The 19558-nt window shown below is 55.9% G+C and carries 20 protein-coding genes; 16 read left to right on the forward strand and 4 right to left on the reverse strand.

The genetic code is table 11. From position 1 onward, the window contains the following. Nucleotides 1-789: 789 nt before the first annotated feature. The 5 genes from WA429_RS01775 to WA429_RS01795 all read left to right on the forward strand — a co-directional run bounded on the left by WA429_RS01775 (nucleotide 790) and on the right by WA429_RS01795 (nucleotide 5686). Nucleotides 790-1254, forward strand: coding sequence for a PaaI family thioesterase (locus tag WA429_RS01775; RefSeq protein ID WP_206926657.1), 465 nt, complete (start codon nucleotides 790-792; stop codon nucleotides 1252-1254). 58 nt (nucleotides 1255-1312) lie between these two features. Beyond that, nucleotides 1313-2485, forward strand: coding sequence for an isovaleryl-CoA dehydrogenase (locus tag WA429_RS01780; RefSeq protein ID WP_287464431.1), 1173 nt, complete (start codon nucleotides 1313-1315; stop codon nucleotides 2483-2485). Nucleotides 2486-2536: 51 nt separating this feature from the next. Further along, entirely contained in the window at nucleotides 2537-3724 is a 1188-nt protein-coding gene (locus WA429_RS01785; protein ID WP_287464430.1) for an acetyl-CoA C-acyltransferase, read from the forward strand. Between the two features lie 119 nt (nucleotides 3725-3843). After that, a complete protein-coding gene (locus WA429_RS01790) occupies nucleotides 3844-4464 on the forward strand; it encodes a carbonic anhydrase (protein ID WP_101245236.1) in 621 nt (206 codons plus the stop codon). Nucleotides 4465-4552: 88 nt separating this feature from the next. Next, nucleotides 4553-5686, forward strand: coding sequence for an acyl-CoA dehydrogenase (locus WA429_RS01795; RefSeq protein ID WP_287464429.1), 1134 nt, complete (start codon nucleotides 4553-4555; stop codon nucleotides 5684-5686). A 6-nt stretch (nucleotides 5687-5692) separates the two neighbouring features. On the opposite strand, the gene WA429_RS01800 is transcribed toward WA429_RS01795, so the two are convergent. From WA429_RS01800 to pspF, 3 genes are all read right to left on the reverse strand, one after another. Further along, nucleotides 5693-6868, reverse strand: coding sequence for a 2-methylaconitate cis-trans isomerase PrpF family protein (locus WA429_RS01800; RefSeq protein ID WP_287464428.1), 1176 nt, complete (start codon nucleotides 6866-6868; stop codon nucleotides 5693-5695). Nucleotides 6869-7008: 140 nt separating this feature from the next. Then, nucleotides 7009-7776: an outer membrane protein gene (locus WA429_RS01805; protein ID WP_287464427.1), complete on the reverse strand. Its 768-nt coding sequence runs from the start codon at nucleotides 7774-7776 to the stop codon at nucleotides 7009-7011. 118 nt (nucleotides 7777-7894) lie between these two features. Continuing rightward, a complete protein-coding gene (pspF, locus tag WA429_RS01810; protein WP_287464426.1) occupies nucleotides 7895-8908 on the reverse strand; it encodes a phage shock protein operon transcriptional activator in 1014 nt (337 codons plus the stop codon). A gap of 169 nt (nucleotides 8909-9077) precedes the next feature. Between pspF and pspA the strand changes: the two genes are divergently transcribed. From pspA to WA429_RS01845, 7 genes are all read left to right on the forward strand, one after another. Further along, a complete protein-coding gene (pspA, locus tag WA429_RS01815) occupies nucleotides 9078-9743 on the forward strand; it encodes a phage shock protein PspA (protein WP_101245242.1) in 666 nt (221 codons plus the stop codon). Between the two features lie 55 nt (nucleotides 9744-9798). Then, nucleotides 9799-10047 (forward strand): envelope stress response membrane protein PspB, encoded by a 249-nt coding sequence (gene pspB, locus WA429_RS01820; protein ID WP_101245243.1) that lies wholly within the window; start codon nucleotides 9799-9801, stop codon nucleotides 10045-10047. Further along, on the forward strand, nucleotides 10044-10622 hold the full coding sequence (locus tag WA429_RS01825; RefSeq protein ID WP_250281583.1) for a hypothetical protein: 579 nt from the start codon (nucleotides 10044-10046) through the stop codon (nucleotides 10620-10622). Before pspB ends, WA429_RS01825 begins: the two co-directional genes overlap by 4 nt. A 252-nt stretch (nucleotides 10623-10874) precedes the next feature. Further along, a complete protein-coding gene (locus WA429_RS01830; RefSeq protein ID WP_101245244.1) occupies nucleotides 10875-12251 on the forward strand; it encodes an ATP-binding protein in 1377 nt (458 codons plus the stop codon). 63 nt (nucleotides 12252-12314) lie between these two features. After that, nucleotides 12315-12887: an EndoU domain-containing protein gene (locus WA429_RS01835; RefSeq protein ID WP_287464425.1), complete on the forward strand. Its 573-nt coding sequence runs from the start codon at nucleotides 12315-12317 to the stop codon at nucleotides 12885-12887. A gap of 42 nt (nucleotides 12888-12929) precedes the next feature. Continuing rightward, nucleotides 12930-13271 (forward strand): hypothetical protein, encoded by a 342-nt coding sequence (locus WA429_RS01840; RefSeq protein WP_101245246.1) that lies wholly within the window; start codon nucleotides 12930-12932, stop codon nucleotides 13269-13271. 52 nt (nucleotides 13272-13323) lie between these two features. After that, nucleotides 13324-14490, forward strand: a complete 1167-nt coding sequence (locus WA429_RS01845; RefSeq protein WP_287464424.1) for a serine hydrolase domain-containing protein — start codon at nucleotides 13324-13326, stop codon at nucleotides 14488-14490. Nucleotides 14491-14541: 51 nt separating this feature from the next. On the opposite strand, the gene WA429_RS01850 is transcribed toward WA429_RS01845, so the two are convergent. Next, nucleotides 14542-15585 carry a substrate-binding domain-containing protein gene (locus WA429_RS01850; protein ID WP_287464423.1) on the reverse strand — a complete coding sequence of 348 codons (1044 nt, stop codon included), beginning with the start codon at nucleotides 15583-15585 and terminating at the stop codon, nucleotides 14542-14544. Between the two features lie 229 nt (nucleotides 15586-15814). Between WA429_RS01850 and WA429_RS01855 the strand changes: the two genes are divergently transcribed. Genes WA429_RS01855 through WA429_RS01870 form a run of 4 tightly spaced genes read left to right on the forward strand, consistent with a single transcriptional unit; the run spans nucleotide 15815 to nucleotide 19501 of the window. Continuing rightward, entirely contained in the window at nucleotides 15815-16273 is a 459-nt protein-coding gene (locus tag WA429_RS01855) for a MarR family winged helix-turn-helix transcriptional regulator (protein WP_101245248.1), read from the forward strand. Between the two features lie 11 nt (nucleotides 16274-16284). Next, on the forward strand, nucleotides 16285-18381 hold the full coding sequence (locus tag WA429_RS01860) for an FUSC family protein (protein ID WP_287464422.1): 2097 nt from the start codon (nucleotides 16285-16287) through the stop codon (nucleotides 18379-18381). Next, nucleotides 18378-18581 (forward strand): DUF1656 domain-containing protein, encoded by a 204-nt coding sequence (locus WA429_RS01865; protein ID WP_101245250.1) that lies wholly within the window; start codon nucleotides 18378-18380, stop codon nucleotides 18579-18581. The genes WA429_RS01860 and WA429_RS01865 overlap by 4 nt, the downstream gene beginning before the upstream one ends. 8 nt (nucleotides 18582-18589) lie before the next feature. Next, on the forward strand, nucleotides 18590-19501 hold the full coding sequence (locus WA429_RS01870; RefSeq protein WP_287464421.1) for an HlyD family secretion protein: 912 nt from the start codon (nucleotides 18590-18592) through the stop codon (nucleotides 19499-19501). The last annotated feature ends 57 nt before the right edge of the window (nucleotides 19502-19558 follow it).

Genomic DNA, 19558 nt, shown 5'->3' on the forward strand with positions numbered 1-19558 from the left:
ACGCCTTTCATCGGGCACCCAAACCATCCGTTTCCCCGCGCCACCCAAAACACCATCCAACACCACGCGGCGTCACGCCACATCATGCGGCGCCACCCAAATCCACCCGGTACCAGTCGTCGCCTTGCGGGAATGATGCCTCAGCAAATTAGCGCCAAATCCGTCGCCCCAAAACCCATGGCCCCACACCCACCCCCCAAGCCACTACTCGCCAAATCATTGCTCACCCAGCAATTGCTTGTTCCGGCATTGCTTGCCCGGGGAACCGCCTGTCCCGCCACACCCGATACGACGCCTCGCGCATCAAACCGGATGCCTGTTGTCGCCGGACAGCGTGATCGGGGGGGATGGAGTTTGCGGATCGCGAAAAATCCGTTGCGCACAAACCCATGGCCACAAACCCGCGCCCACACCCACACCTGCATCCCAAGCCATTACTCCCCAAACCATTGCTCACCCACCAGTTGCTTGTCCCAGAATTGTATGCCCGGGGAACCGCCTGTCCCACCACGCCGATACGACGCCCTGCGCATCAAACCGGATGCCTGTTGTCGCCGGGACAGCGTGATCGGGGGAGTTGGAGTTTGAAAGTCGCGAAACGGCCCGTTTTCCGGTTGATAAGGGCTCGGAAGTGCTGGCAAGGGCGGGCTTTGAGATAAAGTGGTATAGCTATGCGGATTTGATTTGACGTTAACGTTAACGTCAACTACAAGGGAGTCGCATTCTCCCGCGATGCCCGCAACGGGTATCTGCCTTCTTCTCAGGACCGTGACTTCTTAGGACCGCGATATGGCACAGTTCGAACCGCAAAATCCCGATTTTGATGCTGAAGTCCGCAAACGCTTCGCACAGCAGCCCTATAATCTGTCGATCGGGGCTGAAGTCGCCGATGTTGCGCCGGGCCGGGTTGAAGTCATCGTGCCGTCGCGGGCTGATCTGATCCAGCATAACGGCTATTTCCATGGCGGTCTGATCGCAGGACTTGCCGATATTGCCGGCGGTTTTGCCGGATGGAGCCTGATTGAAGCTGATCAGGGGATGCTGACGATTGAATACAAGCTCAATATCGTTGCCCCGGGGCAGGGTGATCATTTGCGTGCCGTCGGCGAGGTTGTCTCGCGCGGGCGATCGATCATCGTCACCCGCATCGATATCTTTGGTATGAGGAATAGCGAGCCGGTTCTGTGCGCGACCTCGCTTCAGACGCTCAAGGTCATGAAGCTGCCGCCGGAACTATTAGATAGCGCTGCATAATTCCATCGATTGATAAAATTTACCTAATAATCAAACCCAGTCAGGCAGGAACGTCATCATGGCATTTTTCGAATTTCCCGGATTGAAATTTGATCTTGGCGAAACCGCGGACGCGATCCGCGAAACTGTTTCATCCTTTGCCGAGGCCGAAATCGCCCCGCGCGCGGCAGAAATTGATGAAACCAACCAGTTCCCCAACGATCTGTGGCGCAAATTCGGGGATCTTGGCCTTTTGGGCATGACGGTTCCCGAAGAAGATGGCGGTACGGGTCTTGGCTATCTCGAACATGTGATCGCGATGGAAGAAATCAGTCGGGCTTCGGCCTCGGTTGCGCTTTCGTATGGGGCGCATTCCAACCTGTGCGTCAACCAGATCAAACGCAACGCCAATGCCGAACAAAAGGCCAAATACCTGCCCAAACTGATCAGCGGCGAACATATCGGCGCCCTTGCCATGAGCGAGCCGGGAGCTGGTTCGGACGTGGTATCGATGAAGCTTCGCGCCGAGAAAAAGGGCGATCGTTTCATCCTGAATGGTAACAAGATGTGGATCACCAACGGCCCGGATGCCGACACGCTGGTGGTCTATGCCAAAACCGATCTCGATGCCGGACCCAAGGGCATTACCGCCTTTATCATCGAAAAAACCTTCAAGGGGTTCTCGACGGCGCAAAAGCTCGACAAACTGGGCATGCGCGGTTCGAACACCTGTGAGCTGGTGTTTGAAGATTGCGAAGTGCCCGAAGAAAACGTCCTCGGTCAGCTCAATGGCGGTGTCCGCGTGTTGATGAGCGGCCTTGATTACGAACGTGCGGTTCTGGCGGCGGGTCCCACCGGGATCATGCGCGCCTGCATGGATGTGGTTGTGCCCTATATCCATGAACGCAAACAGTTCGGCAAGGCGATTGGCGAATTCCAGCTGATGCAGGGCAAAATCGCCGATATGTACACGACCATGAATGCCTGTCGTGCCTATGTCTATGAGGTCGCCAAGGCCTGCGATCGCGGTGAAACATCGCGCAAGGATGCGGCCGGTGTGATCCTGTATGCCGCAGAAAAGGCCACCTGGATGGCGCTTGAAGCCATTCAGACCCTTGGTGGCAACGGCTATATCAATGAATATCCGACCGGCCGGTTGCTGCGCGATGCCAAGCTTTATGAAATCGGGGCAGGTACCAGCGAAATCCGTCGTATGCTGATTGGCCGTGAACTGTTTGGTGAAACCGCATAATTGCGGTTTCACGTTAACTGATCCCCCAGAAAGACCACAAGGACCCACATCATGACCAGTTCCGATCCGGTTGTTATCGTATCGTGCGCCCGTACCGCCATGGGCGGTTTGCAGGGCGATTTTGCCACCGTTACCGCTGCCGAGCTTGGCGGTGTCGCCATCAAGGCAGCACTTGAGCGCGGTGGTGTTGCGCCAGATGACATTGACGAAGTCATCATGGGCAATGTCCTTCCCGCCGGGCAGGGACAGGCCCCGGCACGCCAGGCGGCCTGGAATGCCGGTATCCCGCGTTCGGCCGGGGCGACCACTATCAACAAGATGTGCGGATCAGGCATGAAGGCCGTGATGTTTGCCCATGATACGCTGGTTGCCGGCGGGGCCGATGTCATGGTGGTCGGCGGTATGGAAAGCATGACCAATGCGCCGTTCCTTCTGCCGAAAATGCGGTCGGGCAACAAATATGGTCATGACGTTGTCTATGATCACATGGCACTTGATGGTCTTGAAGATGCCTATGACAAGGGCCGGGCCATGGGCACCTTTGCCGAGGCGACGGCGGAAAAATACGGTTTTAGCCGCGAGGCACAGGATGACTATGCCATCACGTCCCTGACCCGTGCGCAGAATGCGGCCAGCGCCGGTCACTTCAAGGATGAAATCACCCCGGTAACCTTCAGTACCCGCAAGGGCGAGGTCACCATTGATGCCGATGAACAGCCGCCAAAAGCCAAACCGGAAAAAATCCCCACCCTGCGTCCGGCCTTTGCCAAGGATGGCACGGTGACCGCCGCGCATTCGGCATCGATTTCCGATGGGGCCGCTGCCCTTGTGATGATGCGTGCGTCCGAGGCCAAAAAGCGCGGGCTGACGCCGCTTGCCAAGATCGTTGGTCAGGCCACCCACGCCCAGGAGCCGTGCTGGTTCACAACCGCCCCGATTGACTCGATCAAAAAGGTTCTGGCCAAGGCCGGCTGGAGCAAGGATGACGTCGATCTTTGGGAAATCAACGAGGCCTTTGCCGTTGTTGCCATGGCCGCGATGCGCGATCTTGAGCTTGATCACGGCAAGGTCAATGTCCATGGCGGTGCCTGTGCACTTGGCCATCCGATTGGCGCAACCGGTGCGCGTTTGCTGGTGACCCTGATCCATGCGCTGAAAACCCACGGCGGGTCAAAGGGCGTGGCGTCACTTTGCATCGGTGGGGGTGAGGCAACGGCGGTTGCGATCGAGCTGATCTGAACGGCGTTGTGATTTAGTTTAAACCGGTTCTAAAAAGTCTGAGATTGGGGGCTACCAACTTGCGCGAATTCACCTTATTTTGTCGCCAGACATAACGATGGAATAGAGGAATTCGCGCGATGACAAAGTCGACTGTGGATCGGATGCTTGCCGGCTTTAAAAGCTTCAAGGCGATGTATTACGAACAGCGCCCTGAACGCGTTGAAGATCTGGTGAATATGGGCCAGAAGCCCGAAGTGCTTCTGATTGCATGTTCGGACTCCCGGGTTGATCCGGCCATCCTGACCAATGCCGAACCGGGCGAAATGTTTGTTATCCGAAATGTGGCAAACCTTGTTCCGCCCTACGAGCCCGATGAAAACTATCACGGCACCTCCTCGGCGATCGAATTTGCGGTCCGCGACCTTAAGGTCAAGGATATCGTCATTCTCGGTCACTCGGCCTGTGGGGGCATGGCGGCACTGGTCGAACATGGCGAGGCCGGCAAAGTGCCGGACCGCGACTTTATCGGTGAATGGGTCAGCATCGCAAAATGCTGCCTGCATCATGGCCCTGATGTCGACAAGGTTTCGCGTCATTCAATTCGCAATTCGTTGCAAAACCTGATGTCGTTCCCATTCATCAAGGAACGGGTCGAAGCCGGCGATCTTAACCTTCATGGTTGGTGGTACGGCATGAAAGAAGGCATCCTGTGGCGTTTCGACGCCGAACAGGACAAGTTTATCAAGGGCGAAGAATAAGCCCGGTCTGATCTGCGGGTGACCCACGGGGTCACAGCCTGTTTTGATCGCATGGCCGGTGCGTCGCCCAACCGGGAGGGGCACCGCCATGCGGTTGGAAGAACATCAGATCATGGTGCGCGATACTGCGCGCGAGTTCGCCGAAAATGAACTCAAACCCAATGCTGCAAAATGGGATACCCATCACACTTTCCCGGCCGAGGCGATAGCCGGTCTGGGCGAGTTGGGCTTTCTTGGCATGCTGGTGCCCGACGAATATGGTGGGGCGGGCATGGACCATGTCGCCTATGCGCTGGCGCTCGAAGAAATTGCTGCGGGCGATGGTGCAACATCGACCATCATGTCGGTGCATAATTCGGTCGGCTGCATGCCGATCCTGAAATTCGGCACCGAAGAACAGAAACAGAAATTCCTGGTCCCGATGGCGCAGGGCGAAAAGATCGGTGCATTCTGCCTGACAGAACCACAGGCCGGGTCCGATGCCAGCGCGCTTAAAACCCGGGCAGTGCGCGATGGCGATCACTGGATCATCAACGGGGCAAAGCAATTTATTACATCCGGCTCCGAAGGTGACATTGCCATCGTCTTTGCGGTGACCGACCCCAATGCCGGTAAACGCGGCATTTCAGCCTTTATCGTGCCGACCGATACACCGGGCTATGTCGTGTCGCGGGTTGAGGAAAAGCTGGGTCAGAATGCATCCGATACCTGCCAGATCACCTTTGTCGAATGCCGGGTGCCCGATGAAAATATGCTGGGCGAGGAAGGGCAGGGCTATAAAATCGCACTGGCCAATCTGGAAGGCGGGCGCATCGGCATTGCCGCCCAGTCGGTCGGCATGGCGCGTGCGGCATTTGAAGCGGCCCGTGACTACGCCAATGAGCGCGAGACATTCGGCAAAAAGATCATTGAACATCAGGCCGTGGCATTCCGCCTTGCCGATATGGCAACCAAGATCGATGCCGCAAGGCTTCTGGTTCATCGTGCGGCCGAATTGCGCGATGATCACAACCCCTGTCTGACAGAGGCCTGCATGGCCAAGATGTTTGCATCCGAAATTGCCGAGGAAGTCTGTTCAGCCGCGATCCAGATCCATGGCGGATATGGCTACCTCAAAGACTTCCCGGTCGAGCGCATCTATCGCGATGTCCGCGTTTGCCAGATCTATGAAGGCACATCCGATATCCAGCGCATGGTGATTGCGCGGTCGCTGGCCGACTAGGGGCGATCAGGCGTCACCGGTTATCCGGTGGCGCGGCACCATCACCTCGCCCTGCATCAGGCGTCGGGCGGATCGGAAGACGGTGACGGAATTGACCGTAAAGTCATCGGCCGTGGTGCCGGTGATATCGGCATCAAGCACCAGTGTGCCCGATGGATGGGCAATGGTCAGTGGTTGATCGGGATTGGTGTTGGGGCAGGCGACTTCATGCGCAATCGAGCCGGCCAGGCGCATCGCAGCTGCCAGGCACATGCCGCCGGTGATCGGGCTTGATGCGTGGGCCTGTCCGGTTGAAATCATCCGCAAAACGATATTGGTGCCGTGATTGACATCTGGGCTGTCCTGACCGGTCGGGGCTGAGACGATGGCAATTTGTGGCAGGTTCCGCACGCTGGTCTGGGCTTCTTCACAGCTACAAATCCCCATGCGGACGGCAGCGGCAATTCGGATGGTTTCGATTTTATCGAGCAGGTCCGGCGTTTCGGTAATCCCGGCCGGGCTTTCGCGACCTGTCAGACCCAGATCGGATGCGCGCACGCAGGCAATCGGGTTGCTGACATCGATCAGGGATACTTCAATCGCGCCAAATCCGTCGGTTTCCAGAAGCTCTGATGCCTTGCCGGTCGGAAGGGTTTTGCCGGTGCTGGAACCGCCCGGCTCAAGGAAGGAAAGCGCGATCGGCGCATGGGTGCCGCCGACCCCATCAAGGGCGAAATCGCCATCGACCATCGGCAAGCCATCCTGAAGCGCAAAGGTTGCGACGATAATCTTGCCGGTATTGGTGTTGTGGATGCGCACAATGGCCTGATCACCCGTGGTTTTGACCAGACCTTCCTCGACCGCATAGGGGCCGACAGCCGAGGAGATATTGCCGCAATTGCCCTTGTAGCTGATCACCGAAGCATCGACGGAAACCTGTCCGAATGTGTAATCAATATCGGCATCTTCGCGCGATGATTTGGCGATGATGGCGATTTTTGACGTCGACGATGTTCCGGCCCCCATGCCATCAAGCTGGCGCTTGTTGGGATCGGGGCTGCCCATGGCCGCCAGGATCATGGAATCGCGCCTCGATCCGGCTTCCGGCAGGTCTTCGGACCGGAAAAACAGTGCCCGGCTTGTGCCGCCGCGCATGAAAACGGCACGGAGCGGGATTTGGGGTGAAAGATGATCTGAAGGCATGGGGGCTCCTTGGGGCGGCAGGTGGCCCGAGGTGATCTGCTTTTCAAATACCAAAACAAAACACCCCGAACCGCGAGAATATCGTGGTCCGGGGTGTCTGCATAGATCAGGTGATATCAGGATGTCGTCGTTTGGCGTGATCAGAACTGATATTGCAGGCCCAGCATGACTTCGTGCGCATGCAGATCATAGCGTAGTTCCTGCGTTAGTCTGCCGTTTGGGACGGAGCCTGATGTAAAATGTTTGCTGGCGCGCGCTTCGCCCATATTGATATAGCGATAGGAAAAATCGATCTTCCAGTGATCGGTTAGCGCGTAATTCAGGCCAGCGCCTGCCTGCCAGGCGACATCATCATGTTGCGCCCCATCAATTGTATTGGTGGTGCCTCCAATACCCGTCGATTTCGTGCTGTTGTGGGCCCAGCCAATGCCAGCCTGGATGTAGGGCGAAAAGGCCCCGGTATTGATGCCATAAGCTGCAAGCGGATCGATATATCCAGTCAACATGGTTGTGACATTAGACGTGTTGTGGCGACCTCCGGTAGCCTGACGCGTTGAACCGGTGTTGTTGTTGAAGGTGAAAGAATCCATATTTGCCATGTTATCGCGATATGAAATCGTCAGATCGGTTCTAAGGTAATTGTTGAGCTTCAATCCGGCGCCAGCTTGATATCGCGTGCCTGTATGTGGGTCGGTGTCCCATGTATCACGGATCGAATCAGTCGAATCAGCATCATCATCAATCGTGCTTGAATAGCCCAGATCGGCGCGGAGGTAGGGGGTAGGCAGCCATTCTTCGGCAGTTGCTGTTGTGGTTAGTGCGAAAACGCCAAGTGTCGCGAAAACAGGAATCCGAGCAGCTTTCCGACCGGGTTTGTGTGTTTTCGGCAACTGCAAAAACGGCAACATCAAACAAATCTCATATAATTAGTTGAATTATTTGATGTAATTAAACCTATAAGTGTTTTGCTGTGCAATAAAAATCCGAAATTCTCCGATAGCGGTGGAATTGCACAGATTGTGGTGCTTAGCCGCGAGGGGAAAGCCCGTGTTTTTCCAGAAGCCTGCGGAACTGATGGTAATTCAGATTGAGCAGCTTTGCGGCTTCGGTCTGGTTGTTGGCGTTTTGGCGAAGGGCCTGTTGCAGCAGTTTTATTTCGAAATTTGCGACCTGTGATTTGAAGTCGATGGTGCCGTCCGGGCTGCTGTCGGGGGCGGGGGTTTCAATCGGGTTGGGTTGGCTGGTTGTACTGCTTTCGGTTTCAGACCAGATGTTCTCAAACGGATCGAGTTTGATGGTGGCAAGCGGGGCGTCTTCATCATCGGCAAGATAGATGCTGCGTTCAACCGCATTGCGCAATTCGCGGATATTGCCCGGCCAGTCATGATGCAAAAGCTGATGGGTGGCATGGGTGGAAAAGCCCGCAAAAACCGTGCGGCCAAGGCGCTTGGTCATATCAAGCGCGAACTGTTCGGCCAGCAAAAGGATATCATCAGACCTTTGGCGGAGTGGCGGAACGGCGATGACGTCAAAAGCCAGGCGATCCAGAAGATCGGCGCGGAACTTCCCGGTTTTGGCCAGTTCGCGCAGATTTTCATTTGTCACACCAATGACGCGGGTATCAACATCAATGGTGTCCGACCCGCCTACGCGTTCGATTTCACCATATTCGACAACCCGCAGAAGTTTTTCCTGAACCACGGGGCTGGCGGTGGCGATTTCATCAAGGATGATGGTGCCGCCATGGGCACGCTCGAACCGTCCGATATGGCGTTTGGTCGCCCCGGTAAAGGCGCCGGCTTCGTGGCCGAACAGTTCGGTATCAAGCAGCGTTTCGGAAAGGGCGGCACAATTGACCTTGACCAGCGGGCCACCCCAGCGGCGTGAAAGGTAATGCAGGCGGGCGGCAATCAGTTCCTTGCCTGATCCGCGTTCACCAATGACAAGGCACGGCCGATCAATCGGCGCCAGACGTGAAACATGTTCGAGGGCGGCCAGAAATACGGGGTCTTCGCCCAATATCGGTTGCAAGCTGTCCATTTCGCGAAAAACGTTATCGGAAAACGACAATAATGTCGCGATAAATGTAATGCCCTGAGCTGGGGAATTTGTAAGTCATTGATTTTATTAACTTCCAAAACTGGCACGGCATTTGAAATAGAGAATGCAGAAGTTTTACCGTCCCCCGATGAAGTAAGGAGATCAGACAATGGGCGTGTTTTCGCGTTTGTCCGATATCGTAAATGCCAACATCAACGCGCTTCTGGATCGTGCCGAAGATCCGGAAAAAATGGTGCGCCTGATGATCCAGGAAATGGAAGATACGCTGGTTGAAGTCCGGTCCGCTGCCGTCAAGGCGATTGCCGACAAGAAGGAAGTCGAGCGCAAGCTTAAAAAGCTGCATGACGGTCAGCTTGAATGGGAAACCAAAGCCGAGTTTGCCGTTTCCAAGGGCCGTGATGATCTGGCCAAGGGGGCGCTGATGGCGCGCCGCCGTCTGGCCGATCAGAGCGTTGTGCTTGAGCGCGAGCTTGAAGTGATCGAGGAAACCCTTGGCAAATTTGACGAGGATCTCAACAAGTTGCAGAACAAGCTCAATGAAGCAAAAGGCAAGCAGCGTGCGGTGGAAATCCGTATGCAGACCGCTGAAAAGCGTGTCAAAATGAAAGAAAAGCTTCATTCCGGTCAGATTGACGAAGCGCTTCTGCGTTATGAGCAGATGGAACGCCGGATTGACGAGCTTGAAGCCAATGCGGACTCCTGGGACCTTGGTCGCGGGCAGAGCCTTGAAGAGCAGTTCGAGGATCTTGAAGCCGAGCTCGGGATCGAAGATGATCTCAAAGAGCTTAAGGCGCGCGTAAAGAAAGATAAATAATCATTGGTTTGTGTGTTTCGGCACGTAGGCCAGCACAAGGAAGAAGCTGTCAGATATGTGGGCGATTGCCGTACCCTTGATTGTATTCGTTGCCGTTGTTGGCCCGGTCTGGGTGGTGTTTCATTACATCACCGTCTGGAAACGGATGAAGGCAGAGCAACGCGCACAGAACCCCGAACAAACCGCCCGTGAACAGGAAATGGTGGCGGGGCTCAAAAAGCGGGCAGCGAAGCTTGAATCCCGTGTCGAAACACTTGAACGCCTGTTAGATGCCGAGGTTGCCGAATGGAGGAACAGGATATGACTGCCCAGCAAGCTGCTGCCGGAAACGGATTTGGGCGCGGTCACACGAAAAACGCGCGTCACGGATGCCGGTTTGCCAATCACGGTCACGATGGCAAGAAATGCCACGGGGTGATCGGGCGGACCACGCGGGGAATTTCCCAGGCCTTTGGCATTCCGCGCAAAGGGGTTCTGGTTGCTTTCATTCTGATCCTGATTTTCAGTTTCCCGGTCGGTGTGATGTTGTTTGGTCTTGCATGGGCCTATGTGCATCATCCGGAATGGTTTGACGGATTGCGCGGCAAGTTGCGCGGATCATCACGCCGTGCCCAGGCCAAAGCCCAGGCCCGTGCGAGCAAAACCGATGACACGCATGACAACCCGACCGTGGGTGTCGATTACGAAGAAAGCTGGATGGAAGAACTGCGCGAGCAGTTTGACGATCTGGAACGCCGCACCGGATCGATGGAAAGCTTTGTGGCGTCCGGCGATTATCAGGTCGCATCCGAACTTGAGAAAATGAAAAAAGACGACGCATCGCACGCCGCCAAAAAGGACGGTGATGATGCCAATAAACCCGAAGAACCAAAGGCATAAGTCTTTGGCCTGACGGTCCAGAAGATTGACGGCGGTTTCAGCTTTCCCCAATCCCCTCTCGCGTTTTAACGCAATGAGGTCGCCGTCAAACATAAAACCGGATCACATGTGTGGTCCGGTTTTTCTTTTTATTCGCAGTTCCTTGCGGAAAAATTCCCAAATAGCGTTTATCACTATACCTAATTTAAAGGTTTTACCGGCAAAGTCGGCGAAAAGGCCCATATATGGGATGCTGCTTTTGGGGAATTATGCATGGCGACCATGATTGAACATCCCGGCGAACAGGATTTCCTGCACCGGTTGCTGCTGGATAATCCGTGGTGGGACGGGGTCACCGATGATGTGGTGCAGGGATTGCCCCAGCGCGCCTTTTTCAAGCGGTTCTGGTCGGCCATTGAAAAGCATGACGGGCAAAAGGCCGTGGTTCTGACCGGGCCGCGCGGGGTTGGCAAAACCGTGATGTTGCGTCAGGCGGTGGCCGAACTTTTGAATGCCGATACGCCAAGGCGCCATGTTTGCTATATCTCGCTTGAACATCCGCTGTTTCTGGAGATTGATCTGCCGCGTTTGCCAAAATTACTGCGATCGATGCGCGGTATTTCGGCTGATCATCCGTTATGGCTTTTTATCGACGAGGTTTCCTATCAGCGTGATTGGGAGGACCGGCTTGCACGGTTGATCGTTGCCGATCCGATGCTGCGCGTGGTGGCGGTCAGTGCACTGGCACCCGGTGCCGACAGTGCCGGGCATATTCAAAGCCTGTTTTTACCGCCCTTCAGCTTTGCCGAATATCTGGAGCAAAAGGGCATTGCCCCAAGTGACGTTTTGCCCGAAACGCCAAATGTCGGGCGTTATACCGCCGATGTGCCGGACGGGCTGGTTGCGCTCAATGATCTGTTTGAAGATTACATCAATGAAGGCGGCTTCCACGATGCCAATGGCGAAGCCGGGGCCATTCACCGATCCCTTCATTCCGATCTGCCGGGGCTGCACGGGATTTCAAGCCCGTCGGACCTGCATCGTCTGTTTGCGCTTCTGGCCTATAATACCGGGTCGGAATTCTCGATCGAGACATTGGCGCGCGAACTTGATATCGCCAAAAACACGTTGCGCCGGTATCTGGAATATCTTGAAAGTGCCTGGCTTGTGCGCCGTCTGGAACGTGTTGATCAGGATGCCAAGCCGTTCCAGCGTGCGGTGGCGTTCAAGGTCCATCTGATCCATCCGGGATTGCGCAGTGGTCTGATTGGCGGGCGGGCATCTGATAGTGCGACGATCACGCGACTGGCCGAAACCGCGATCCAGACCCAGTTTCTGACATCGAGTGTCGGGATGGAAAGCCTGTATTATGCGCGCTGGGGCCATTACGAGGTGCCGTTTGTGTTCCTTGATCGCCGGTCGGGCACGCCGTTATTTGCCTATCATTGTCTGTGGCGCGATGAGGCGATCCGCAAGCCCAAGGAAATCCGGGCACTGGTCAATTTCCGGGGCAGTCATGCCTTGCCGTTGGGGGCGTTTGTTCTGACCAAGGCGCAATGGCATGGCGGAAAACTGGGTGGTGTGCCGATGCGGTTTGAGCCGGCCAGTGTTCTGGCACTGCGGATCGGGCTCGAATTTTCACAGCTTTAACCTTGCCGATCAGGAGGCGTTCCGTTGGGCATGTTCGGGTCTCGGATGATGGTACGGGTCTCAATGATCTCGCAGATCTTGCAGATCGGGGCGGTATCGTGCGTTCTGATGCTGTCGGGGATTGCTCGGGCTGATCAGATTTGCCCGGCCAAACCGCATTGGAGCGATACCGAGCCTGCGATCAATCTGGCGCATGTGTTTTGTGGCGAAGTGAAATCCAATGGCCGTGCCGCCGGGTTTCATGCACGGCCGGGCGGGGTTAATCCGGGTTCGGTCAGATCGGTCGACATCACCCAGCCCGCCAATGCGAACGGGGTGTATGCCGGCATGGTGACTTTCGCCAATCCCCATACCAAGTCGGGCGGATCGGGTGGGCGTGATCCGGTGAAGTTTTCAAGCATCTTTCCCGACAGCTGTGACGATGATCAGATCGTGGCATCGATCCTTTATGCCTATGAAAATCGTACGGACTGTCCGGCGGGATCGCCTGGTTGGTGGCAATGCGGACTGAACCGGCCGATGGAGGCCGCGTCATCTGCCGGGCTTTGTGTAGGTGATGATCCCGACGGGGTTTTCATGATCGCGATCGGGTTGCTGCGTGACGGGCGGATCAACACCGCCTTTCCGCTGCGCTAGGTTCAGGATCAGGGGCAGGATCAGGATCAGGGGGATCGGGTGATGAGCGCAGACAGGACGGGTGACCTTAAGGTTCCCGATTGGCCGGGGCGGCGGGCCGATGATCCGGGCCATGACCGGATTGCCGCGATGCTGGTTCTTGATATTGGCAATGCACCGCAATGGGCAGGCCGGGTCGCGCGCGAGATCGAGGATGTTGTTACAGGGACATCAAGTGGTTGGGAAATGGTAATGAATGCCCATATCCTTACTGTGGGCAAAGACAAATCAGGCATATCATCAGCCGATGACGCGATGGGGGATGATCCGGTCGAGGTTGCGACCGCGGACCTGATGGCGGCATTGGCAGCCTGGATTGAGCGGATTGAGCAGGGCGCATCGTAAAATGGCGTGTTTGTCAGGTCGGATCGGACCGGAAAAGGAATGCGGGCGGCAGATGGGGCTGTTTTTCACAAAGGCACAAGGCGGTATCGGGCGACTGGCAACGCGGATCTGTGTTGTCGGGCTGATGGCTGTGATGGCGGTTGGCGCGGGTATCGGAACGGCCAGCGCCCAGGGGAATGGCAAGGATCCGGGTGATCCGCTTGAGATCTTTTTGCATCAATATCTTGAACATGCGGGGCTTCCGGGCGGGGTGATCGGCATCGGATATGGCACGGGACAGGTGCGCTATGCCGCCAGCGGATATGCAACGGTTGGTCCCGATGTCGGCATGACGGCAGATCGGCAGTTTTATATCGGGTCGCTGACCAAAATGATGACGGCGGTTGTGACCCTGCAACTGGCATCGGAAAAACGGATCAATCTGTCTGATCCGATTGCCAAATATCTGCCCGAAGAATTCGAAGGTCGGATTGCCAATGCCCGAAATGCGACCATTCGTGACCTTTTGCGCAACAGTTCAGGCATTCCCGACTATCTTGACGGGGAATTCTTTTTCCAGCTTGTCGGGCGTGATCCGCAGCATGGCTGGCGAAATGTCGAGTTGCTGCCACTGATTGCCGATCGGGACGCCTATTTCGAAGCGGGGAAAAGTTATGCTCCGTCAAACAGCAATTTCATCCTGCTCGGCGTGATGATCGAAGCGGTCGAGGGCGATCATATCGAAAAGGTATTTAACCGCCGCATTTTCGAGCCGGCCGAAATGGCCAATACATCCTTTGGCCGCTATCCGCGACCGGATCTTTTGGCCCATGGATTTGATGATGCGGACGGGGACGGGCAGCTTGAAGATGTCACGGATTTCGATGTCGGCGATCAACTGGCCGATGGCGGGGTGATTTCAACGGCCGAGGATATGGTAAAGTTTGCCCGTGCCCTGTTTGTTGACGGGGTGTTGCTGGGTCCAAATGCGATCAAGCGTGCGACTTCTGATGCGGCCTTTGCCGGTGAAGGGTCTTATGGCTATGGGCTTATGATCGGGTCAAGTGACTGGGGGCCGGTCTGGGGGCATGACGGGATCTATTTCGGTTATTCCGCCGAATTTTCGTGGTTCCCTGATCAGGATACGGTGGTGGTCTTTCTGGCAAATGGCCGCGCCCTTAACGAGGTCCCCAATGTCACGGGGATGCTGATGACCGGGATATTTGGCAAGCCGCAATAGCCATATGTGCAAAATGTGCGAAGGCCATTGCGGTGCCGATCAAATGGATGGTCACATTGGTGGTTGGCTTTCTTGATCAAGAAGCGCGCTGCTTTGGCGGACCTGAAGGGCGGGTTCTTCGGCAATTACGACATTCTGCCCCAGTGCATAATTGCGCAATTGGCGGTAAACCAGTTCCCCGATCCGATAGAAGTCAATGGCGACATAGCCGTCAATCGTGCCATTGGCAGTCAATTCTTCCTGTTCGTCGGTCGGGCTGCCGGTTGCCATGAACAGTTTGGGCGCGCGCGGGCCCGATGCGGTGATGATTTTGCTCAGCCGTTTGGTATCGCCCAGAAGCCAGTCACCGACCGGCACAATGAAATCAAGTGTCGGGTTCTGAATTGCCTGGGACAATTGTGCAAGGCCGAGTTCCTCGTCACCGCGATTGAAAAGCGGGCAGCGTTCATCTTCTCGCCAGCCATTTTCCCCCTTAAGGGCTGCTGGCGGATGAAGGGGGGCTGGCATGTCATCGGGAACCGGAAGTGTCCCGCGCAAGGTATGGCGAATGCCGGCAATCCGTTCATTGAGATTGGGGTCAAAGCGTCCGCCGCTGATGATGCAGATCCGTGCACCATCAGGACGGACAGATTTAAGCAATTCGGCAAGCCGGGTGCCGATTTCAAAATTGTTGGGCCCGATATAGGTCCGGCGCAAATGGCGGTCCGGATTTTCAAGATCGGAATCAAACGTGATGACGGGGATTTTGTTGGCGCGTGCTTTTGGCAGGCCGTCCTGGGCGATGAAAGATGAATTGGTTACCGAAATCGCAATACCGTCGACATTCATGTCGATGGCCTTGTGAATGGCATCGCGCTGTCCGCGGAAATAGCCGATCTGTGTGTCGCCCATATGCAGGCATTCATCACCGTTGCGCAGGGCCGCATCATGGCAGCCGCGCCAGGCGGTGATGAAATTGACATCTTCGATATCCTTGGAAATCAGGCTGAATTTAAGGGGTCTGGCCGTTGCCATCTGTGCGCACAGGCACAGTATGAAAAAGGTCAGGATCGCGGCTGTTATTCCAGATCGCGTGATGGGTAGTGATGCGAACATTTTGGCTCCGGTGATGGAGCCAGGCTATTCTCCCACCCGGTATTTTTACCGGCTTTTTCTGATGATACGGGCATACGGCGATGCCGGATCGTTTCTGCGCTTATATGTGGTGACGGGGTATCTGTTTGACCACCATTAGTGGTTGCTAAATTTCATCATGCATTCGGCGCATAACTGATAGAATGATAATAGTTAGAATCCTAACTAATTTTCTGATATCATCAGGGTCATGGAAAACATTGACCTTGAAACCCCTTATTTGACCCTTGGCAGTGCGCTGATGCGCGTCGCCCGCTGCTGGCAGCGCGAAGTCAATCGTACCCTTGCCGCGCATGGTCTTTCACAAACCATGGTGATGCCGCTGATTGTTTTGCATCGCAGCCGCGGTGCGGTTCGGCAAGGCGTGATTGCCGACGAAATCGGTGTTGAAGGCCCGTCACTTGTGCGGGTCATCGATCAGCTTGAACGGGACGGATTGATTTCGCGGGTCTGCGACCCGACGGACCGCCGGGCCAAGATGGTGGCGCTTACCGATGCAGGCAAAGACAAGGCATCCGAGATCGAAGTGTTGCTGGGTGCATTGCGCGGGGAAATTACGGCCGATATTCCATCCGAAAAACTCAACATTACCCTTGAAGTCATGCGCGCCCTGCTTGACCAGTTGGCGCAGCGTGACAAGGCCGAGTAGGAGGATGTGGCATGTTAAGCACAATCCTTTCATTGCGCCCCAAAGCGACCGACTGGCTGTTTTCCGTTAAAACATTTGCCGCATCGATCCTCGCACTTTTCATTGCGCTTGCGTTTGATCTGGACCGCCCGGTCTGGGCAATGGCGACGGTATATATCGTCGCCCACCCGTTATCGGGTGTTCTGGCATCAAAGGCGGTTTATCGCGTTCTTGGCACCATTCTGGGCGGGGTGGCTGCGGTCATTTTTGTGCCCAATCTTGTCAGTGCGCCGGTTTTGCTGTCGCTGGTGCTGGCGATCTGGGTGGGGGGATGTTTGTTCCTGTCGCGCCTTGATCGTACGCCGCGCAGTTATCTTTTCATGTTGGCGGGCTATACAGCCGCCATTGTCGGGTTTCCGTGCGTTGGCGATCCGACCGCGGTTTTCACGACCGCGATTGCACGTTGCCAGGAAATCAGTCTTGGCATTATCTGTGCGACGCTGGTCAGCCATATCGTTTTTCCCCGTCATATCGGTCCGGTGATTGCCGCACGTATTGACGGCTGGATGGGTGATATCGCCAAGCTGGCCGATCAAAGCTTTGATCCCGATACCGATGCGGACAGCCTGCATAATGAACGCGCGCGCATTGCGGCTGATCTTGGGGAATTGCACGGGCTTGCCTTGCATCTGGGATATGAAAAATCCGGTTTTGCCGGGCGGACCCGACAGTTGCATGCCCTGCAAAGCGTGGTCGCGGCTTTGCTTCCGGTTTTGTATGGCATTCACGACCGGCTGATTGCGATCAAGGGCGAACTTGGCACCCTGCCAGATGATGTGACAGCCATCCTTGAAAATATCACGGCCCACATCAAGGCCCCCAGCCATGACCAGGTGCGGTTAGGTGCACTTCACCATGATATTGATGTCTTTGCCGCGCGGGTTGCACAGGAGCGCGACTGGGCAGGGCTGCTTCAGATCAATCTGGCCAACCGGCTGCACCGTTTTCTTGATTTCCATGATGATTGCCGCACTCTTTGGGACGGTATCCGTGCTGGCGAGGTGCCGGCAGATGTTCTTGATCGCTGGCAGGAAGGGGCCAGGGCATCGGCCCTGCATCGCGATTATGGTGCCGCCTTTCGCAGCGGGCTGACTGCATTGATTGCCACAGTCATCGTGTGCGGTTTCTGGATCGCATCAGGTTGGCCAAGCGGATCGACAGCAGCGATGATGGCCGCCGTCGGGGCGAGCATCATGTCGTTTCTGGATAACCCGGTGCCGGCCCTTAAGGGGTTCATTCGCTATACCGCGCTGTCGGTGGCGGTGGTGCTGATTTACAGTCTGGCAATCCTGCCCGGGATTGACGGGTTTGCGTTGCTGGTCATGGCCTTTGCGCCTTATTTCATCTTGCTTGGTGTGTTGATGGCAACGCCGCAAACCTATGGGTTTGGACTGGCGATGCTGGTCAATGTGGTGATGATCCTGAATGTTGATACGGCCTATAGCAGCAATGTGTCTGCCTTGCTGGGCGGGGGGATTGCGTCACTGGCGGGGTTTGGTGTGGCAGCGATTGTCACGGCCTTTGTCCGGGTGGTACCCGTCGACAGCTTTATCCGCGGACTTGTGCAGGCCAACTGGCGTGATATTGCCGGGATCGCGCGGGGCACGTTGAACATTGCCCGTATGGTGATGATCCGCCGGCTTCTGGATCGTCAGGGATTGATTTTGCCACGCCTTGCCATGGCGACACGCCATCGTGAAACCCTGATCCGGGTGATGCCCGAAGTTTCGATTGCGGCAAGTTTGTATGACCTGCGCCGGATCAGGCTGTTTGTTGATCGCGATATCAGCGCGCGTATCGATGTTCTGTTGCGCAATATTGCCCGGCATTTCGAAGCCCGCCTTGATGATTTTGACCGTGCCCCGGATCCCAAAATCCTGGCCGAGGTCGATAACATCCTTGGCCTGGTTACCGTCATGCGGGATGACGAGCAGCGGCAAAAACTTCTGATCCCGCTTGTGGCATTGCGCCGGACACTTTCGAAAACCGATGCGCCGAAACTTGATCGCGCCGCCGGGAATGCGAACAGCCCGATGCCCTTGTCCCCCGAAATCGGAGAAATCGCATGATTGCGCCAACTCTTAATATCTATGGCCTGTTTGTTCCGGCATTGCTTGGACTGGCACTGGCAGCATGGGCATGTCTTTCGCTTGCCCGTATCGGTCTGATGCGGATCGGTTTTTACAAAATAACTGTTCATCCCGCCCTGACCGATCTTGCGCTTTATGTGCTGATCCTGACCGGACTTTCGGCGCTGTTCATTCAATAGGTGATGAAATGAAAACCGCTTTGACCAAAAGCCTGCGTATCGGATTTACGCTTTTACTTGTTGTCGCCGCCATTGCCGGTGGTGTGCATCTTTATGATTATTACATGAACGAACCCTGGACCCGTGATGGTCGGATCAGTGCCGATGTGGTGTCGATTGCGCCCGACATTGCCGGGCTCGTAGCCGAGGTAAAGGTCACCGACAACCAGCCGGTCAAGGCAGGGGACGTTTTGTTCACCATTGATGGCGCGCGCTATCAGGTAGCGGTCGATCAGGCGCGCGCAAAACTTGAAAGTGCCAAGGCGGCCCGTGATCAGGCCGCGCGCGAGGTCAATCGTTATGGCGGGCTTGATAGTGCCGTGGTGTCCGCTCAGAAAAAGGAACAGGTCAAAACCAGCCTTGCAACCGCACAGGCCGCCCTTGATCTGGCCAAGGCCGATCTTGATCTGGCGGAATTAAATCTTTCGCGCACCCGCGTTGTGGCGCCGGTGGATGGTGTGGTTACCAACTTTTCGCTGCGTCCGGGCAATTATGTTGGTGCCGGAACCGCGATTGCCGCCCTTGTTGACAGCAGTTCGTTCTATGTCGCGGGCTATTTCGAAGAAAACAAATTACCGCGCATTGCGATTGGCGATCGCGTCAAAGTCAGCCTGATGGGTGAAGATCGCCCGATTGACGGCCATGTCGCAAGCATCGCAAGCGGCATTCAGGATAGCGAACGGTCGGGCAGTTCTGCCGGTCTGGCACAGGTCAAACCGACCTTCAGCTGGGTCCGGTTGGCCCAGCGCGTTCCGGTTCGCGTTGCCCTTGATCACGTGCCCGAAGGTGTGAAGCTGGTCGCCGGGCGGAGTGCGGTCGTTGCCATCGAACAGGAAAGTGCCCCGTCGGATGGCGGGCTGAACATCAGCAGGCTGTTCTGATCCTGTGCGGTGATTTTGGTATGATGCAGTGCAAAAAGTGACTTGCAGTGCAAAACA

It is taken from the genome of Thalassospira sp. CH_XMU1420-2, assembly GCF_037029325.1.
GTDB lineage: Bacteria > Pseudomonadota > Alphaproteobacteria > Rhodospirillales > Thalassospiraceae > Thalassospira > Thalassospira povalilytica.

Coding starts and splice junctions, on each gene's coding strand:
- WA429_RS01775 (WP_206926657.1), top strand. CDS start 790: ATGGCACAGTTCGAACCGCAAAATCCCGATTTTGATGCTGAAGTCCGC.
- WA429_RS01780 (WP_287464431.1), top strand. CDS start 1,313: ATGGCATTTTTCGAATTTCCCGGATTGAAATTTGATCTTGGCGAAACC.
- WA429_RS01785 (WP_287464430.1), top strand. CDS start 2,537: ATGACCAGTTCCGATCCGGTTGTTATCGTATCGTGCGCCCGTACCGCC.
- WA429_RS01790 (WP_101245236.1), top strand. CDS start 3,844: ATGACAAAGTCGACTGTGGATCGGATGCTTGCCGGCTTTAAAAGCTTC.
- WA429_RS01795 (WP_287464429.1), top strand. CDS start 4,553: ATGCGGTTGGAAGAACATCAGATCATGGTGCGCGATACTGCGCGCGAG.
- WA429_RS01800 (WP_287464428.1), bottom strand. CDS start 6,868: ATGCCTTCAGATCATCTTTCACCCCAAATCCCGCTCCGTGCCGTTTTC.
- WA429_RS01805 (WP_287464427.1), bottom strand. CDS start 7,776: ATGTTGCCGTTTTTGCAGTTGCCGAAAACACACAAACCCGGTCGGAAA.
- pspF (WP_287464426.1), bottom strand. CDS start 8,908: ATGGACAGCTTGCAACCGATATTGGGCGAAGACCCCGTATTTCTGGCC.
- pspA (WP_101245242.1), top strand. CDS start 9,078: ATGGGCGTGTTTTCGCGTTTGTCCGATATCGTAAATGCCAACATCAAC.
- pspB (WP_101245243.1), top strand. CDS start 9,799: ATGTGGGCGATTGCCGTACCCTTGATTGTATTCGTTGCCGTTGTTGGC.
- WA429_RS01825 (WP_250281583.1), top strand. CDS start 10,044: ATGACTGCCCAGCAAGCTGCTGCCGGAAACGGATTTGGGCGCGGTCAC.
- WA429_RS01830 (WP_101245244.1), top strand. CDS start 10,875: ATGGCGACCATGATTGAACATCCCGGCGAACAGGATTTCCTGCACCGG.
- WA429_RS01835 (WP_287464425.1), top strand. CDS start 12,315: ATGATCTCGCAGATCTTGCAGATCGGGGCGGTATCGTGCGTTCTGATG.
- WA429_RS01840 (WP_101245246.1), top strand. CDS start 12,930: ATGAGCGCAGACAGGACGGGTGACCTTAAGGTTCCCGATTGGCCGGGG.
- WA429_RS01845 (WP_287464424.1), top strand. CDS start 13,324: ATGGGGCTGTTTTTCACAAAGGCACAAGGCGGTATCGGGCGACTGGCA.
- WA429_RS01850 (WP_287464423.1), bottom strand. CDS start 15,585: ATGTTCGCATCACTACCCATCACGCGATCTGGAATAACAGCCGCGATC.
- WA429_RS01855 (WP_101245248.1), top strand. CDS start 15,815: ATGGAAAACATTGACCTTGAAACCCCTTATTTGACCCTTGGCAGTGCG.
- WA429_RS01860 (WP_287464422.1), top strand. CDS start 16,285: ATGTTAAGCACAATCCTTTCATTGCGCCCCAAAGCGACCGACTGGCTG.
- WA429_RS01865 (WP_101245250.1), top strand. CDS start 18,378: ATGATTGCGCCAACTCTTAATATCTATGGCCTGTTTGTTCCGGCATTG.
- WA429_RS01870 (WP_287464421.1), top strand. CDS start 18,590: ATGAAAACCGCTTTGACCAAAAGCCTGCGTATCGGATTTACGCTTTTA.